A 17,701-nucleotide genomic window follows, 5' to 3' on the forward strand; every position below is an offset into this window, starting at 1 on the left:
GTGTCTAAAGAAAGCATGTATACAGAAGAAGAGCTTATTGACGGTTGCCGTAAGGGAGATCGTGCGTGTCAGCACCTGCTATACAAGCAATTTAGTAAACGTATGATGGCGGTATGCCTGCGTTACTCCAAATCTGTACCAGAGGCGGAAGATGTGTTACAGGAGGGTTTCGTGAAGATATATCAACACTTGTCGAATTTTAAGGCTCAGTCGCAACTCACAACCTGGATGACCAGGATTATGGTTAACACGGCTTTAAACATGCACCGCAAGAAACTCTATCTCTTTCCAATGGTAGATGTTGAAGAAGCCCCTTTGGTGGCCAATGCCGAAAGTCTGAACAATTTGGCTTTTGAACAGTTGCTGGATATGATACAATCATTGCCCCATGGTTGTCAGTTAATTTTTAACATGTATGCGGTAGAGGGCTATACGCATCAGGAAATAGCCGGACTTCTAGGTATATCGGAGGGAACATCAAAATCTCAATATGCCAGGGCCAAGGAGTTGTTGCGAAAACAATTGCAACAGGAAGAAAACAGATTGAAGTATGGAGACAAGTGATAAGCAGGAGAACTGGATTAAAAAATTAAGCGAAGCTGAAGTTGCGCATTCGGATGCCGTATGGGAAGGTATTGAAATGCAACTTGACAAAGATGATGAGGTGAAGCGCTTGCGCAAGACCATATTGCTATATAAGTGGCTTGCAGCCGCCTGTGTTTCATTAGCATTACTTTCTGGCGCCTACACTTATTTCGGAAATGATGCAGAAACATCATTTAATCAACAATTGACTCAGGAAAACAATACGAAGTTTAATGAAGGCAACATTAGCCCTCAAGATTTCAAAGAAACTGGAGCAGATAATTCTTCCGCTGATGTTGCATCGCTTGAAAAACAAGTTGGAAAGTTGAGTTCAACAAAGGAACACTATACTCATGCATCAACATCTGAAGCCAATACTTTAAAATCAACAGCGGCTTTCGCACAAGAAAGCGCTCAAGGCGTTTCAAATAATCCATATTTACGGATGACCACCACTGACTATGGAAAGTCATTGAAAGAAGTGCTAGCAAGTGCAAGAGGCGGATTTACTTCTTTTAATAATACCACGCTTAACAATCAATTAGCAGCAGAAGAAATAAAATCGCCCATCGTAAAAGAAGATAAACAATTGATTGCCGCGGTTTTACCCACTGAAGAAAACGCTGAAGAAGAAGAGAATAAAAAAGGAAGCGAACAATTCTGGACTGCTGTAGGCTTTGCGGCTGGTACCTTTAGTAATACAACACCCACCAGCCCTGGCGCTGCGGCAGGTGCGCTCAATAATTCATTTGCCGGACAAACAGCAGCAGCAGAAAGTAACTCCCCTGGTTATACCTATGCAGTTAATTTGATGGTAGGTACAAAAGTTTCGCAACGATGGGTAATACAGGGAGGTATGAGCTATATATCGCAAAGTTCAGATTATACCGCAACTTCAGTAGTAGCAGACCCTGTTCAACAAACATTAAAGGCGGCCTCTATTAATCAGTTTGAGAAAAACGAAGATGCTAAATCGAACATACTCACCACCAGCCCTTACACAGTTAATAACAATATCCAGTTGATCAGTTTCCCTATGCAGGCAGGCTATATTTTAATGGACAGGAAGGTTGGTTTTCAGATTAATTCAGGATTTTCTACCGACTTATTTTTACAAAACACCATTACACCCCAAGTTGAAAACCTGGAGAAATCCACACAGGGAAGAGGGGATGATTCGCCTTATAAGGCCTTTAACATAAGTGGTTTGGTAGGCACAGAGCTTAGTTATCGTTTTGGTGACCACTACCGGCTAGCCTTATCTCCTGGTTTACGTTACCCTTTCAGTTCTATCTATAAATCTGATTTAGGTGTCAAATCAAGCCCCCTTACTTTTGATGTGGCGGTGCGATTCCGATATATTTTAAAATAAGCTTCCAACCATTTGTTTCCAGGGTGTGTCTAACAGATTAAACCCCTCATTATGGAAACTTTAGAAAACAGATTGCAAAAAAGGGTGCACATATCACTTTATGCGCTGTTATTCCTAATGATTTTATTAGGCTTGAGCGTATTGCTTGAAAGATTTGCAGTTTAAACCTAAACCTGTTGAATTTTTTGGGTTTGTATTTGGGTAATGGGCTGCCGGCAACCGAACGTAGGCTCTGGATTCGGACTGGTAGCCCTTGCTTTTTTACAGCGTATCTATTGTTTCTGCCAGTTCATCCCACTTTTTATTGATCACCTCTAATTTTTGTGTGATAATCGCCAACTCCTGTTGCAGTTTCTGAAGTTCATTAAAGTTGCCGAAAATTGCAGGATCAGTCATTTTCAATTCTACTGTCTCTTTTTGTTTTTGTAAGGCCTCCATATCGGCTTCAACCTTCTTCATTTCTTTTTCAAGGGCCTTCAAACGATTTTGATTGTTGTCGCTCTTAGGCAACTCTTGTTTTTTTTCAACTTTCGGTGTAGGCTGTGCTTTAACGGGTGTTACAATGGCCGCGGTCTGTTGTTTTTTCCAATACTCGTATTCATCATAAGTACCAGGGTATTCTTTTATCTGCTTGTCTTCTATATACCAGATTTTATTAGCTACCTGACTTACAAAATGTCGGTTGTGAGAAACTACAACAAAGCTTCCTTCATATTGCTGAAGTGCTTGTATCAGAATGTTTTCCGAGATGAAGTCAAGGTGGTTAGTAGGCTCATCGAGTAATAAGAAGTTAGCTTCTGATATCAAGGTTTTGGCAAGAGCTACTCTCGATTTTTCACCACCGGAGAGTACTTTAATTTTTTTGTATTGATCATCATCAGAAAATAAGAAACAGCCCAATACATTTCTTAATTCTTGTTCTGTTTTACCAGAGCCAGCCTGTTTCATTTCTTCAATAATCTCATTATCGAGTTTCAATGACTCAAGCTGGTGCTGTGCAAAAAATCCCTGAATAACGTTGTATCCCAGGCTTCGTTCACCTTCAATTGGTTCGGTACCTGAAATAATACGCAGCACGGTAGACTTACCCTTGCCGTTAGCACCAATCAGTACAATTTTATCACCGCGTTCAATGGTGGCATTACTGTTTTTTAAAATCTCCAGATTACCATAGGCTTTTGATACATCTTTTAAAGTAATGATGTAGCGGCCCGGTTGTTGTTTAAAACGGAAACGAAAGTTAACAGCAGCTGTATCATCGACCACTTCTTCAATAAGATCCAGTTTATCCAATGCTTTTACCCTCGACTGTACTTGTCTGGCCTTGGTAGCTTTTGCTTTAAATCGTTCTATAAAACGCTCGGTCTGTCTGATCTTGGCCTGCTGATTTTCGTAGGCACCATTTTGAATTTCTTTCCTCAACTCTTTTTCTTCCAGATAGAAAGAGTAATTACCTTCGTAAGTAATCAATTGACCTTGCGTGACCTCAACAGTTTTAGTAGTAACGTTGTCCAGGAAATAGCGATCGTGTGAAACCACCATAACAGCACCCTCGTAATTGCGTAAATAGTTTTCCACCCATTCAATTGAAGGTAAGTCCAAGTGGTTGGTAGGCTCATCAAGCATGAGCAAAGAAGGCTTTTCTAACAGTAGTTTAGCAAGCATAACGCGCATGCGCCATCCTCCCGAAAATTCGCGTAGCGGGCGATGAAGATCCTGGGTTGTAAAACCTATTCCTTCCAGAATCTCTTCGGCCTTGGCTTGCATAGAGTAGCCATCCAGTTGCTCAAACTTTTCCTGTAGATTGGTTAATTTTTCAACCATTTCATCCGAGTACTCAGTTTCAAGCTTGTGCAAAAGCTGTTCAATCTGCCTTTGGGTGTCTACAGCCTCCTTAAATGCCTCCATGGCTACCGTTACAATCGCATCATCGGATTGGTAAGAGAGCAGATCCTGATTTAAAAAACCGATGGTGCAATCGTTGCTTTTGCTTACAGAACCGGCATCAATGGTATATTCTCCGTGAATGATTTTTAATAATGTTGATTTACCACGGCCATTCAAGCCAATTAACCCGATTTTATCTTTCGGCTTAATAAACATATTGGCATTTTCGTATAAGGCACGCCCCCCGATAAAGTAAGAAAGGTTGGTAATGGAAATCATAGTGCAAAAATAAGCAAAGCCTTTTGCCAAGCAGCATCAGGTGTGTGAACCACTTACAGAAAAACGTGTTAATTAGCGTATTGAATGTCTTATTTTCGTTTAAAATTCAGAGCTATGAAGAAAATGATCATACTGTCGCTAGCGGCCCTGGTGCTTTGCTGCAACAGTGCAACAAAAGAGGTAAGGAGAATCACACCTGAGGGTGGGGAAGAAGCCATTACGGAGTACGCTAAAACGCTCCCTTTGGATAAAATAAAGATGCCTGCAGGCTTTGCCATTGAAGTATATGCGGAGGTAAGCAATGCCCGTTCGATGGCCATGAGCCCTGAAGGAACACTGTATGTAGGCAATAGAAATGGCGATAAGGTGTATGCGGTAATGGATGTTAATGGAGATTATAAAGCTGACAAACGCTGGGTGATTGCCTCTGGCCTGAATATGCCCAATGGTGTTGCTGTAAATGATGGTGACTTGTATGTGGCTGAAGTGAGTCGCATAACCCGGTACGATGATATTGAAGCTAACTTAGGGAAGGCCATCACGCCAGTAGTTGTAAAGGATGACTTTCCTACTGAAACACACCATGGTTGGAAATACATTGCTTTCGGACCAGACGGAAGACTGTATGTGCCTGTAGGTGCACCATGCAATATTTGTAAATCAGAAAAAGAAATCTATGCCTCCATTACATCAATTAAAAAAGATGGTAGCGATTTGCAGATTTATGCCAATGGTGTTCGTAACTCCGTAGGTTTTACTTGGCATCCCGAAACCAAAGAAATGTGGTTTACGGATAATGGTCGTGATATGCTGGGTGATGACACACCGCCTTGTGAATTGAATCGCGTAGTATCAGCCGGATTGCATTTCGGATATCCATATTGCCATGCAGGTACCATCAGTGATCCTGAGTTTGGTGAAGGCCAGCCTTGCGATAAGTTTACAAAACCTGCGCAAACTTTGGGCCCACATGTTGCCCCATTGGGACTTAAATTTTATACAGGTGATAATTTCCCTGAGCAATACCGTGATCAGCTGTTTATTGCTGAACATGGCAGCTGGAATCGCACAAATAAAATCGGTTACCGAATTAGTATGGTTAATGTGGAGAACGCAAGCACAGCGACTTCATACGAAACCTTTGCCAGTGGTTGGTTAGATGAGGCAGAACAGAAGTCGTGGGGTAGACCCGTAGATGTACTCGTACTGAAGGATGGTTCAATGCTGGTATCAGACGATCAGGCTGGGGTGATTTATAGAATTTTTTATAAGGGTTAATACCAGGTTGCAGATAGCCCTTACATTAAATGATCTTTTCTAATTATGAATTGATCCTATAGTAATAAAACTTTAGTTCGCTGAATATTTATTTTGTCGGACACTTAAAGATATTTACTATGGAACTCATTGGAAAAAATAAGCATCTTGTCTGCCATTTTGATCCGAAAAATAAGGTGTTGCATTTGATTTTTGAAGGTGTAGTGAACACCGATCTCACGAAAGAGGTAACAACAAAAATTATTGAATTCACAAAAAAAAACCAAGTCTTAGGTGAGTTTGTGGATCTGTCAAAAATGACAGGTACATTTACTCACTTAATTGAATATCTGACAAAAGAATATTATCCAAAGATGTTGGCGCAAGGCATGCAATGCGAAGGCGTTGTTGTTTCAAAAGATGTTTTCACCAAGTTTGCTGCGGATGCACTTATTAAAAAAATGGGCAACTTTGTGATGCAAACATTTCAGGATAGAGAACAGGCCTTGCTATGGGTTCTTGAGAATTCGAAGCAGAAAGTTTAGATTTTATATTCTATCCTTAATAAATAATAAAGCCTTCAGGTTTCAGTCCCTGAAGGCTTTTTAATATTTTATTGGTATTTAATCCGCTTTTTACCTTTGTAGTGCAGCATGAGTTAAAAATCATCGGCTATGTCTTCAACCTCCTTCTTCTTGTCGTCTTTCATCTTTTTCAGAATCGGGAATGAGGTGTAGGTAAGCTCAATCTTGTCTTTCTCTACTGCTTTAAAAGTTAGCGTCAGGTTTTCAGCTTTCCAGAAGTATTGTTCATTGCGCAAATCCCATTCAGACTTACCCAAAGCCAGTTCCATACCTTTCATCAGGCGTGTATCTTTTACGGTAACTACTTTAATAATATAAATCAGACCTTTATAGGTGGTGAGTTCCACCGCTTCTACAATCACATCGCCAATATTTTTGTAAGCAGGATAGTCTACCGCATATATCTTAGAAAGCTGTCCTTCTTTATTTGTCGACTCACTTTTAAACGTGGCACCTTTGATAGAATCAATCGGTGTGCCCAGCTTAATATCTTTAAAACCATTGCGTTTTTCTAATTCTACTGAATTTTGCGCAAGAGCGCTTCCGGATAACAGGAACAATGTGAAGTAAATGAGTGATCGTTTCATGCGATAAGTGTTTTTGTTGGAACAGCCAGACTTATTAAAGTCCTTTTAACAGACGGTGTGCATGGCCATTTCATTCTGTTTAGTAATATTGTTGTAGAAATATACAAAAATCATGCAACGTCCCGCTTTCGATGACATTTTCATGGAATTGGCTGTCAATTTAGCCAAACGCTCTCATTGTGTAAAGCGGCACGTGGGTGCTGTGCTCACCAAAGAAACACGAATTATATCGATAGGTTATAACGGACCTCCTGCGGGTACACACAATTGCGATGTTGAATTTCCGGAAACGGGATGTCCTCGCGATTCAAAAGGTGGCTGTTCACTGGCGCTTCATGCGGAGCAGAATGCCATCCTGTATGCCGTAAAGAATCAAACCTCTGTAGACGGTGCTACGCTTTATGTAACGCTCTCACCCTGTCTGGCCTGTGCCCGTATCATTTATACCATGGGCATTCGTAAGGTTATCTACCTGAAGTCGTACGCGGCCTTTAAAGGTTTACCTAACGATGAGGGCGTTGATTTTTTAACACGATTTGGGGTGCAAGCTGAGCAATACGCTGGCGAACTGACCAACGTGACGCACATGATCTAGGTATTGCAGTAATTTACTTAGACACCTTCTCCAGATCATTAATTATCTTCAGCGCCACTGCTTTAGCCTGCTTTGCTTTAGCAGCTTTGAGTACTGTAATGGTACGTTTTGCTGTTTCAATCAGTCCAACAGGATTCTTATCTTGTCCGTAGCTGCCCAAGCACCACTCAATATCCTGCTGAAGCTTTTCTTCGATGTTCAATTTTTTAAGTACATCCAACGCAGCCTGACTTGCTTTGTCAATAGTAATGGATGAAGTACTTGCTTTTTTCTTTGGAGCAGACTTTTTAGCAATTGTGCTTACCTTCTTTTTTGTAGTGGTTGTAGATTTTGCCATCGTTTCATGCTTTGGTTACATGAGAAAATTACGATGTATGGTGGGAAGAAGGAAGGAGTTGAGACATTTAATCTCTGCAAACGATTTTATAAATAAGAAAAAGAGGTGTGATGGTGAGATGTTGACCGGTCATTACAACAATCCAATGTTAAGTCGATTGTGGATAACTCTATAAACAAAGCTGTGGTGTTGAAGAAATGGGAGAGAGGATTTATGAGTAGTGTGAATGCTGGGCGCTTATAAAAAACGAAGGGGAAGAAATCCTAGATTACTTCCCCTCGCAAAGTCTTTAGGTTATACCTAATTACTTCTTCTTCTTGGCAGCCTTCTTAGCAGTTTTCTTTGCTGCTTTCTTTGCTGTCTTCTTAGCGGTTTTTGCCATAGCGCGTAAGTGTTTAGTTTAAAAACTGATGAAAAGTTATAACAAAAAATTAATCTGCAAAAATTTTTACGAAAAAATTTTCAAGTGCGATATTTTTTACATGATTGTTCATCGCAACTTTATGATGAACAATCATCAAACGATGTTGACTTCCATGTGAAGTTTAATCCCAAAATCTGATTCGACACTCGCTTGAATTTTTGTTGCCAAGGCAAGAATATCTTTACCTTTTCCAAGCCCGTAGTTGACCAATACAAGTGCTTGTTGTTTGTGTACGCCCACTTTATCAAAGGTCTTTCCTTTCCACCCGGCTTGTTCAATAAGCCAGGCTGCCGGTACTTTTACATGTGCGTTATCAACAACAAACATTGGTATCGCAGCATACTTTAGTTTTAATTTTTCGTATTGCTCAAGTGCAATGGTGGGGTTCTTAAAGAAGCTTCCGGCATTACCGATCTGTGTTGGATCAGGAAGTTTTGATTGACGAATTGCAATGACAGCATCACTTACAGCCTTTAGTGATAACTCATTGATATTCATTTTCGTAAGAAATTCTTTGATAGCACCATATTCAGTTTTGATGATATGGTTCCGCTTACTGAGTTTAAAGCAAACATGGGTGATGAAGTAACGATCTCGGCCTTCGTTTTTGAAGTAACTTTCGCGATAACCAAAGGCACATTCCTGGTTAGTGAAGTCGCGGTAATCTCTTTTTTCGAAGTCAAAAGCAGTAACCGTTTCTATAACATCTTTTACTTCAACACCATATGCTCCGATGTTTTGCATGGGTGCGGCACCCACCGATCCAGGTATCAACGAAAGGTTTTCAACACCACCCAATTGTTGTGTAACACAGTATAAAACGAAGTCATGCCAGCCTTCACCCGCGCCAACTTTTAACCAGCAATGGTCATCGTTTTCTTTCAGAATCTCTATTCCTTTGATCTCGTTTTTAATGACAAGACCATCAAAAATTTCTTTTGTAAAAAGCAAATTACTGCCTCCACCAAGCACCAACCGTATCTCTTTTTGAATGAAATCGAGTTCAAGTAAAGCTTTAAGTTGATCAGCTCGTTGAATGGTGACGAAGTAACGTGCGGTGCATTGAAGACCAAAAGTATTGAGTTTTGTAAGATCAACGTTTTCCTGCAAGTGTATCATCCAAAGTAATTAGTCAGCAATTTGCTAAAAAATATCTGACCACCATTCATCTGACCTCTGCAGAAGGTAAATGGATAATAAACAAAGTTGATCTCTCAACTTAGGGTTTTGTCATCGCTTCCACTTCAGGTTTGGATAATTTAAAGATGCAAATGCGCGGGAAGCGGCCTGCCAGGTAGGTTATACCACATACAGCCAGACCCTCATCGCTCGTCTGTATAAGACTACCCACTTCAAAGGGATTAGCAAATCCAAGATAACGACTGCCTGTAAAGGCTCCATCATCTCCGTTATACGCTAAAAGTGCGATTTGTCTGGTTTGTGTATTAGAAGCGAAAATGATACTCTCTTGCTGATTTATGGTGTGTTGAAGGAGTTTTACTGTTGCATTAGGTGCAAGTTCGGGTAGGGTGAATCCACCTAACTCAGTGCCTATGGTAATTCCACTGGTCGATAGATTGACTTGTGGCAGCAGGAAGTTATCACCAAAATTAAAACGTGAAGCTGCAAACTGACCAGCACCCACTGGCATCAGTGCACTAAAGCCGCCATCATCCTGCTGGCCGTAAACAATACCTGATGGATCATCTGCCCCGAAGTTGGTGAAGACAAGAGAGAAGGTATAATTATAAAAGCCGTTAAAATAAAGGGCACCACCAGTGGCACGGCCAATAGCAAAAGGAAACTTCCGGCCACCTTGTATAAAATGGTTGATGATGGGCTCTTCTGTTTCATCACCCACACCAATACTGAAACCTGTAGGTCCGGCACCAATTGAACCCGTAGCACTGAATTGTGTAATGTCCATCTCTTTGTCTTCATTGTCATAACTGAGTAGCAGTATGTTATTACCGTCTGCGTTAATGGCCAATGGATACGTAAGTCCGAGTGGTGTAATGGCGCCATCAACCTCGCCATTTGCATTCAATCTGACTAATTGTGCTTGTTGCAGGTTAGTATCCATGCAAACAAAATGGTAAGCACCATTAATCAAAAGCAAGGGACCTACAGGATTCACATATTGTTCATCAAAATCGTCCACTTCATTAACAATTTGTCCTGTCTTATCTACCTTCAACAGGTAGATGCCTGTAAAATTATTATCCACCAAACGTTTGCCGGCCAACACAAGGTAGCCCTCATCGCTGGTTTGTTGCATATCAATGGGGGTGAAGGCAGCATTGAAATCGGCATTATCATAAATTCTGAAAAAACTTTTTTCTTCTAAAGTCAGGTCAGCTTTCTCCAGACAGGCAGATAAGAGTAAAGTAAGCGGAAGGAAAATTCGTATGATAAATTTCATGGGATTAACGATCTAAGGTTTTAAAGCCACTGGCGAGGTAACGCATGGGAAAGAGACATCCGAAAGAAAAAACAATGTTGTTGAGTTTGATATCATCTAAAGCATCACCAACACCCGCAAGACGATCGTTTTTATAACGATTTTCAGTTGAATTGGCTAAACTCATGCCTATTCTGTAGTTGCCTTCAAGTGTAAGTCTAACATTCCCCAGGTTGTAATTGACACCTGCACCTGCCGATATACCCCAATAGTTTTTAGCAAACAAATCTTCGGCACCAACCAGGATGGGCTCATTCTCAAACTCATTAAGGCCACCAGAAGCATAGTCAATACCCTTTACGGTTACCGCTTTATTTGCATTAACCAACATCGCATAATAAACACCCGCCTGTACAAAAGGTCTTAATACACTGCCCGCAATATCGTATTTAACAAGCAAGGGTAATTCTGCATAATCAACTTGTTGTTCTTGTTGGTAATTAAGTGTTAAAAGATTGGTTGGGTTGATGGCATCCATCCATTCATATCGGTTTGCATATTCAAAACGCGAATGGAAATAGGTGGGCTGTACACTAATGGAAAAACCTCTGGTATAAAAGGTAACCTCTAATGCCACTTGGCTACCGGTGAGATTAAAGTTTTTATAAGATTTATCAGCTACGATGGCATTGGGTGGAGGTACGATGATTGAATAAGATTCTTGCACTTTGGCTTGTGTAAGATTTGTGCCTGCTTTAAAGCCTAACCAAAACTGCTTCTGTAAAAATGGGTTACTTTTTTTAGCGGCTGCAGTCCCGGTAGGATTTCGTTTATTCACCTTGCGTGCCTGGGCGTAAGCCTGCAAGCTTAACAAAGCCGAAATCAAAAAGAGGAGGTAGTATTTTTTCATGTAGGGGTAAGGTTGAGGGTGGGTTTGGTAGATTAACGGATCACGAGTTTTTTATTTTCTTTAAAAAAGCCTGAGGTAAAAGCACACACATAGGTACCGGGTTGTAAGCCCTGAAGGTTACCCTGTGCTTCGTGATTACCTGGTTCATAAAATCCTTTTACGAGTAGTTTCACTTCTTTTCCCTGGTTATCTAATAATTTAATAGAAACCTGATCGGCATGATTAACCTTAAATTTTATATTTACCAGATCTCGGGTAGGGTTGGGGTATAAACTTTCTAAGGCAAATCGACTGCTTACAAAACCTTCTGCGCCTGCAATAACATCATTGGCCAATGGAAGCGGTTGATAGTTGACACCCTCAACACTGCCATCGATAAAATTACCGAAGAAGATATCATTGTTCAATACAGTTTTATCAACCAGCATCCAGTCTTTCAAAAGGTTCGCATAGATTTGCCTGTAATCGTATTGCATCTCCACATTATCTTTAGTGAGGTCAGGCACCTTACCAACCACGCCCGGTTGCACACCTTTTCCAAAAATGAAAATAGGCCCACCCGTACCGTGGTCAGTCCCGTAACTTCCATTAGAGTAAATGCGTCTGCCAAACTCTGAGGTAGTCACGCTCAGTACGCGATCTTCTAAACCACGCACACGCAAGTCGCGCTGAAAGGCATCCATAGCAGAAGAAATATGATACATGAGTGCTGCGTGTACCCCCATGGTTGGATCATAACTTGTTACCTGATCGGCATGGGTATCGAAGCCACCAATCTTTACCAGAAATACTTTTGTTTTACAACCACCTGCTAATAAGCGGGCAATCATTTGCAATTGTGCAGAAAGGCCATTGCGCATGCTGCCCTGGGGTGCATTAAAGGGATAGCGCTCAGGATAAGTAATACTGCTGGCACCACCTGCCAGGTAAACTTCATATAGCCTTTGTGCATAATCTTTGGATTTATTTTCCAGCCCTAAAATCCACTCCATCTCTTTATAATATGGAGAACCAATCAAATGCGCAGGTGGTATGCCTAAAGGATCTAAGCTGGCATCTTCCTGGAAACCCTCCAGTTCGGAAACAAGTTGTGCAAAGCCTTGCGGGTTATCCAAAGAAATAGAGGTGGGGATGTTCCCTTCCTGATGAAAAATGAGCGACAAATCATTTCCGGTTTCAATGGCCAGCGGATCTGGCATTTCTGCATTCGGAAAATCATCGGGATAAGCATTGGGTGCATACTCTTTACCCAAATAGCGACCTAACCAGCCGGAGGAAAAATAATCATCGGAGTTTCCTCCCATAAATGAGATGTCGCGGCCTCTGAAATGCGAGCCATTATTATTTTTGTACGACACACCCTGCACAACCGTCATTCTTCCCTGATCGTACAAGGCTTTCATGTGCGCCATGTCTGGATGAAGTCCTACCTGACTATCTGATGGAAGTGTTCCATCGAGCATAATCATTTTGCGTGTGGAATTTTTTGAAGGTATGGCGATGTTGGGCCTGGCATTGTAATACAATTCGTAAGCATCTACAGGTATGATACTATTGAGTCCGTCATTGCCACCATGCATTTGCAGAATAATAAGTACCCGGTCGTTGGTGCTTTGTCGGGCCATGCGGGTTAAAGCATTTTCAGCCATCACATTGAAAGGAATGTTAGCCAGTGTGAATGGTATACTTACCGCGATGGGTAATTTTTTCAGGAAATTTCTACGCTTCATATAAATGGTTTACTGAAGTTGATACTCAGGTGTTTGAAGCAAGACGTTAAACAGTCTTTGCAATTGTTCTGTAGCTGTGCCTATGCCGACACCGCTTGTCCAGCGTTGTGTCCAGGCGGCTTCAGGATCCGGATCAATATCGGATAAGAAAACGTGCAGAAAATATTTGAGTCTTTCAGCGGTAATACCAGATACATTGTCATCCGCAGTTTCATCAAAAGTCAGGCTATCGCTTACTGGTAAAAAATATCTACAGAGTTCAATGACTAGGTCTTTCGCATTACCAGCAATGGCGTCAGGCACATTATCCTTTACAAACTGGTAGACATCAATTTTTAACAGACTATCTGACATCGGGTTAACGATGTTGCGAATAAAATCGTAACGTCTTGTCAGGTAATTAACATTGATCCAGCTTCTGTGGTAAATGGGAAACTGATGATAGGCCTCATAACCGGCTACATCGAAAGGTTGGAAGAAATTCATGCCCTGGTTATCGGCAACACTGATTATTTCTCCGGTAATATTATAAAAGGATGTTAGGTCAGTACTTTGATCAGGTATGCTTATACCAAAAGAGCCAATTGTGTTTAATACCAACTCTAAGGGTGATTTAATAATGCCACCGTAAGCATCATCGCCAACTCCGGGAGCGGCATCATAAAATACTTCACTGCAGAGCAGGTTTTCGATCAATGTTTGCAGTTTAAAACCACTGCTTGTAAAGGTATTGGCCATCTCTTCAATAATGGTACTATCAATGGCAGGAGTAATTTCATGATAGATAAAGAAGCGGTAAAGTTTTCGGCAAATGTGTTTGGCAGTTTCTGGTTGTGCATAAATTAAATCAACCAACTGGCGTATTTCATCTAAAGCACTTTCCTCAGTGGCACGATTGCCATTGAGTAGTAAAGGATCAGGCGTGATGATTCCTGGCATCCTATTGCTGAATGTTTTCGGGTCGTTGTCATGACCAGAGGCGTCTAGAACATTACCTCTTACACGTCCGCGTGGTAGTTGAGTTTCCGGATCAAGTGTTACAGTTGCTTCCGTAATCGCATCAAAATCTGTATTGGTTGTCCAGCCGGAAAGCACACGCGCAGCAGCTTGCACATCTTGCTCCTTATACACTATATAGTCACCTTGTTCAGTGGCTTCCGGAAGCGATCCTTCGAGTCCGCGACCAATAGAATAAAGTTCGAAAAGTTCGCGTGCATAATTTTCATTCGGACTCCCCTTAACATTCAGGTTGCCATCGAGTAAAGCAATCATGGCATTGTCTACACTTACTTTTACCGTCAGGTTTTTAAAGTTAAGTGCTAAGGGCGGTGGCGGAACAGGAAGATCCGGAAAAGTCGGGGGCGGCATGTCGTCCAGCGCAAACATGCGGTATAAGGCATTTTGAAAATAGAGTGATCGGCTATTACCTACCTTTTCCTGAATGGTAGTGAAGTGCGTATGCAGAAAATAAACAATTTTCTCGCGAGCACTATACGCCAGCTTTTGATTTGCAGGCAAACCAGCGGCCATCATTTGTGCTACAAACCAGCGTTTAAAGGCCTCTTGTAGTTCACCATCCATCTGATCGGCTGCATAAACGCCAGACTCCACCCATTCCTGATTTGTTTGCGGATTGATGGGTAAGGGTGGATCTGGTAGTGTTTGTCTAAAAAGAAGAGAGATGGCTTGTCGCGGAGTGAGGTCTTGAAAGCTATCTTCAATATCTTGTTTGGTGAAACCGAAGGTGCATCTTCGCAATAAGTGAAGAGCCCTTTTATAACCTAAAGGGTCATTTAATTCAATGAGGGGCATAGATAAGTTTTAATCGAAGTTAATACATGTGTACTATTCATGGAATTAATTTCTCCGGTTGAACGGTTATATAAGCCGATATTTGTTTGTTTTTTACTGTAGGTATGATTTACCAAAATATTTAGCCGCATTTATAATATGTTTGGGAGTAATTAATCTATTAAAAAATGAAATTGATAGAATGCCCACGTGATGCTATGCAAGGTCTCCATGAGTTTATACCCACGGAAGATAAAGCGCGCTATATCAATCAGTTACTGAAAGTTGGTTTTGACAGCATTGACTTTGGCAGTTTTGTTTCTCCTAAGGCCATTCCACAGCTACGCGATACAGCTGAAGTTTATGCACAACTGGATTGGCAGAATAGCTCTTCCAAATTATTGGCCATTGTAGCAAATACCAGAGGAGCGAAGGATGCGATAAACTTTGAGGGTATTTCTTATTTAGGGTTTCCCATGTCTATTTCCGAGACTTTTCAACAGCGCAACACTAATAAATCAATTGCGGAAGCACTAAATGAATTATCGGAGATAAAAAATTTGTGCGATAGCAAGAATAAAAAACTGGTAGCCTATGTAAGCATGGGTTTTGGCAATCCTTACAACGACCCTTATGCAGTTGATTTAGTTGGACAGTTTGTGGACATTTTGGTTACACTAGGCGCTGACGTTATTTCACTGGCAGATACAATAGGTGTATCTACGCCAGATAATATCAAGTACCTGTTTACTTCACTGTCAAAATCGTATCCTTCAGTAGAGATTGGGGTGCATCTCCATTCAAACCCTGCTACAGCCCTGGAAAAAATACAGGCAGCCTATGAATCAGGTTGTAAGCGCTTTGACGGTGCACTTAAGGGTTTGGGTGGTTGCCCGATGGCAGACGATGCATTGGTGGGCAATATGGCAACCGAAACTATTCTTGCTTATTTGGATGAAAAACAGGTTAAAACAGGAATTAACCATCAGGCTTTTGTTGAAGCAATGAAAATGGCATCAACTATATTTCCTGTACACTGAGTTTGGCATAATCATTGAAGTTTTAAACAGAATTTTATATTTTAGTTGGTATGAGAAAGATAGCATTAGTAGTATTTACGTTTTTATCGTTTGGTGTGTTGGCTCAAACTTCAAGGGAGTATACACAAAAGGGCAGGGAGTTGATTGACAAACGTGATTACATGGAGGCCATTCTTAATCTGAATAAGGCTATTGAGTTAGATGCCAAAAACTCAAGTGCTTATTTTTTAAGGGCAACTTTGAAAGAGAAGTTTGAAGACCTGCATGGTGCAATGAAGGATTACAATACAGCCATTGAAGCAAATCCAAAATCTGCTGATGCTTTTTTCGCCAGAGGTAATGTGAAGATGCGTTTGCAGGATTATTATGGAGCCATCGAAGACTTTTCGGCAGCCATTGCAGTAAACGAAAATTTTGTGGAAGCATACTTCAGCCGTGGTAAAGCCAAACAATTGTTGATGGCTTACGAAGATGCCATAAATGATGTAACAAAAATTATTCAGATTAATCCTAAAAGTGTTGACGCTTATTATATGCGCGGCATTTTACGCATCGATTTTGGAGATATGAAAAACGGTTGCCTTGATTTAAGCAAAGCGGGTGAACTGGGTGACTTACGTGCTTATGAAGTTATTAAAGAGAAGTGTAATACGAAGGTAACAGATAATGATTAAAGTGTTAGAATTTAGAATTTAGAATTTAGAATTTAGAATTTAGAATTTAGAATTTAGAATTTAGAATTTAGAATTTAGAATTTAGAATTTAGAATTGTTTCAGCAGCTTGGATTGTATCTGATTTAGAACTTGAGCCTGTATTGTTTTCCAGGAAGAGATTGAACAATACCATTAAACTCAAGTGTAAGTAATAAAGAAGCTAATTGGCTGACTGCAATATTGCTCTTCCAACTCAACTCATCGATAGTGGAGGGGCTTTTTTCCAACAGTAATTTTAGAATAACTTGTTCTTCAGGTTCGAAGCCTTCCAACGGGAGGGCTTCTTTCTTTTTAGGAGGTAGCGTGGCTACTTCCCAGTTCATCAGGTATTCAAGATCTTTTACGGATGTGATTAAATGTGCCTTGTTACTTTTAATCAAAGTATTACATCCTTCAGAGTGCGTTTCACCTACATTGCCTGGAAAAGCGAATACATCTTTGTTATAATTATTCGCAATCTCAGCTGTAATTAATGCACCTCCTTTTTCAGCAGCTTCCACCACAACCAGTGCATCACACAAACCAGCGATAATACGGTTGCGCATGGGGAAATTATGTGCATCAGGTTTAGCACCTAACCGGTTTTCAGTAATTAAACCACCATTTTTCTGCATTTGATTTGCTACGTCCTTATGACTGGCCGGGTAGATCACATCGATACCACTGCCCATCACAGCAATAGTTTGTAAGCCTTGCTTTACTGCTTGTTTATGTGCTTGTATATCTATGCCGTAAGCAAGTCCGCTAATAATCAATGCCTGATGAGGCAGAAGTTCTGTAATCAGTTGCTCTACACATTCTCTGCCATAAGCTGTTGCTTTACGTGTTCCTACAATAGCTACTGATTTAGGATTCTCAAAATTGATGGAACCTTTGCTATATAATAGGGTGGGTGCATCCGGAATTTGTTTTAAACGTGTGGGATATTCTTTATCCAGATAAAAAATTAGTTGGGTATTGAGTTTCTCGGCCTTCTTGATTTCTTTTTCAGCTGACTCAAAAGTTTTGTGAGCAATAATGGCATTGGCAGTAACTTCTCCTACACCAGGAATTTTTAATAATTTACCTTTAGGTGTTTTAAAAACACGTTCTGCAGAACCGCAATAACTGACTAACTGGCGCAACAAATAATCGCCAACACCAGGAATAAAATGAAGTGCTAACAAGCACAAGCGAGTTTGATCAATCACGCTTGAAGGTATATGAAT

The 17,701-nt window shown here is 40.8% G+C and carries 16 protein-coding genes; 7 read left to right on the plus strand and 9 right to left on the minus strand.

Translation table 11 applies throughout. The features are described from left to right. Positions 1-564: an RNA polymerase sigma factor gene (locus ACO1XM_RS02405; protein ID WP_486225512.1), complete on the plus strand. Its 564-nt coding sequence runs from the start codon at positions 1-3 to the stop codon at positions 562-564. After that, positions 551-1,957 carry a hypothetical protein gene (locus tag ACO1XM_RS02410; protein ID WP_486225513.1) on the plus strand — a complete coding sequence of 469 codons (1,407 nt, stop codon included), beginning with the start codon at positions 551-553 and terminating at the stop codon, positions 1,955-1,957. The genes ACO1XM_RS02405 and ACO1XM_RS02410 overlap by 14 nt, the downstream gene beginning before the upstream one ends. A gap of 261 nt (positions 1,958-2,218) precedes the next feature. On the opposite strand, the gene ACO1XM_RS02415 is transcribed toward ACO1XM_RS02410, so the two are convergent. Further along, positions 2,219-4,123 (minus strand): ABC-F family ATP-binding cassette domain-containing protein, encoded by a 1,905-nt coding sequence (locus tag ACO1XM_RS02415; RefSeq protein ID WP_486225514.1) that lies wholly within the window; start codon positions 4,121-4,123, stop codon positions 2,219-2,221. Positions 4,124-4,237: 114 nt separating this feature from the next. Between ACO1XM_RS02415 and ACO1XM_RS02420 the strand changes: the two genes are divergently transcribed. After that, the gene (locus ACO1XM_RS02420) at positions 4,238-5,401 is read left to right on the plus strand and encodes a PQQ-dependent sugar dehydrogenase (protein ID WP_486225515.1); all 1,164 of its coding nucleotides are present in this window, start codon (positions 4,238-4,240) and stop codon (positions 5,399-5,401) included. A 119-nt stretch (positions 5,402-5,520) separates the two neighbouring features. Further along, positions 5,521-5,925: a hypothetical protein gene (locus ACO1XM_RS02425; protein ID WP_486225516.1), complete on the plus strand. Its 405-nt coding sequence runs from the start codon at positions 5,521-5,523 to the stop codon at positions 5,923-5,925. A gap of 113 nt (positions 5,926-6,038) precedes the next feature. Here ACO1XM_RS02425 and ACO1XM_RS02430 read toward each other — a convergent pair whose 3' ends face one another. Further along, on the minus strand, positions 6,039-6,551 hold the full coding sequence (locus ACO1XM_RS02430) for a hypothetical protein (protein ID WP_486225517.1): 513 nt from the start codon (positions 6,549-6,551) through the stop codon (positions 6,039-6,041). Between the two features lie 112 nt (positions 6,552-6,663). On the opposite strand from ACO1XM_RS02430, the gene ACO1XM_RS02435 reads away from it, so the two are divergent. Continuing rightward, complete coding sequence (locus ACO1XM_RS02435) at positions 6,664-7,146, plus strand: deoxycytidylate deaminase (protein WP_486225518.1); 483 nt, start codon at positions 6,664-6,666, stop codon at positions 7,144-7,146. A gap of 13 nt (positions 7,147-7,159) precedes the next feature. On the opposite strand, the gene ACO1XM_RS02440 is transcribed toward ACO1XM_RS02435, so the two are convergent. From ACO1XM_RS02440 to ACO1XM_RS02465, 6 genes are all read right to left on the minus strand, one after another. Continuing rightward, entirely contained in the window at positions 7,160-7,483 is a 324-nt protein-coding gene (locus ACO1XM_RS02440) for a hypothetical protein (RefSeq protein ID WP_486225519.1), read from the minus strand. Positions 7,484-8,000: 517 nt separating this feature from the next. Beyond that, on the minus strand, positions 8,001-9,026 hold the full coding sequence (gene murB / locus ACO1XM_RS02445) for a UDP-N-acetylmuramate dehydrogenase (RefSeq protein ID WP_486225520.1): 1,026 nt from the start codon (positions 9,024-9,026) through the stop codon (positions 8,001-8,003). Between the two features lie 100 nt (positions 9,027-9,126). Beyond that, on the minus strand, positions 9,127-10,329 hold the full coding sequence (locus ACO1XM_RS02450) for a hypothetical protein (RefSeq protein ID WP_486225521.1): 1,203 nt from the start codon (positions 10,327-10,329) through the stop codon (positions 9,127-9,129). Between the two features lie 4 nt (positions 10,330-10,333). Beyond that, positions 10,334-11,218: a porin family protein gene (locus ACO1XM_RS02455; RefSeq protein ID WP_486225522.1), complete on the minus strand. Its 885-nt coding sequence runs from the start codon at positions 11,216-11,218 to the stop codon at positions 10,334-10,336. Between the two features lie 32 nt (positions 11,219-11,250). Then, a complete protein-coding gene (locus tag ACO1XM_RS02460; protein ID WP_486225523.1) occupies positions 11,251-12,948 on the minus strand; it encodes a DUF1501 domain-containing protein in 1,698 nt (565 codons plus the stop codon). A gap of 9 nt (positions 12,949-12,957) precedes the next feature. Then, a complete protein-coding gene (locus tag ACO1XM_RS02465; RefSeq protein ID WP_486225524.1) occupies positions 12,958-14,760 on the minus strand; it encodes a DUF1800 domain-containing protein in 1,803 nt (600 codons plus the stop codon). A gap of 167 nt (positions 14,761-14,927) precedes the next feature. On the opposite strand from ACO1XM_RS02465, the gene ACO1XM_RS02470 reads away from it, so the two are divergent. Together ACO1XM_RS02470 and ACO1XM_RS02475 are read left to right on the plus strand one after the other, a co-directional pair. Further along, positions 14,928-15,779, plus strand: coding sequence for a hydroxymethylglutaryl-CoA lyase (locus ACO1XM_RS02470; protein WP_486225525.1), 852 nt, complete (start codon positions 14,928-14,930; stop codon positions 15,777-15,779). A 50-nt stretch (positions 15,780-15,829) separates the two neighbouring features. Continuing rightward, complete coding sequence (locus ACO1XM_RS02475; protein WP_486225526.1) at positions 15,830-16,453, plus strand: tetratricopeptide repeat protein; 624 nt, start codon at positions 15,830-15,832, stop codon at positions 16,451-16,453. A gap of 123 nt (positions 16,454-16,576) precedes the next feature. On the opposite strand, the gene dprA is transcribed toward ACO1XM_RS02475, so the two are convergent. After that, entirely contained in the window at positions 16,577-17,683 is a 1,107-nt protein-coding gene (gene dprA, locus ACO1XM_RS02480) for a DNA-processing protein DprA (protein ID WP_486225527.1), read from the minus strand. Between the last annotated feature and the right edge of the window lie 18 nt (positions 17,684-17,701).

The organism is Chryseotalea sp. (assembly GCF_057350905.1).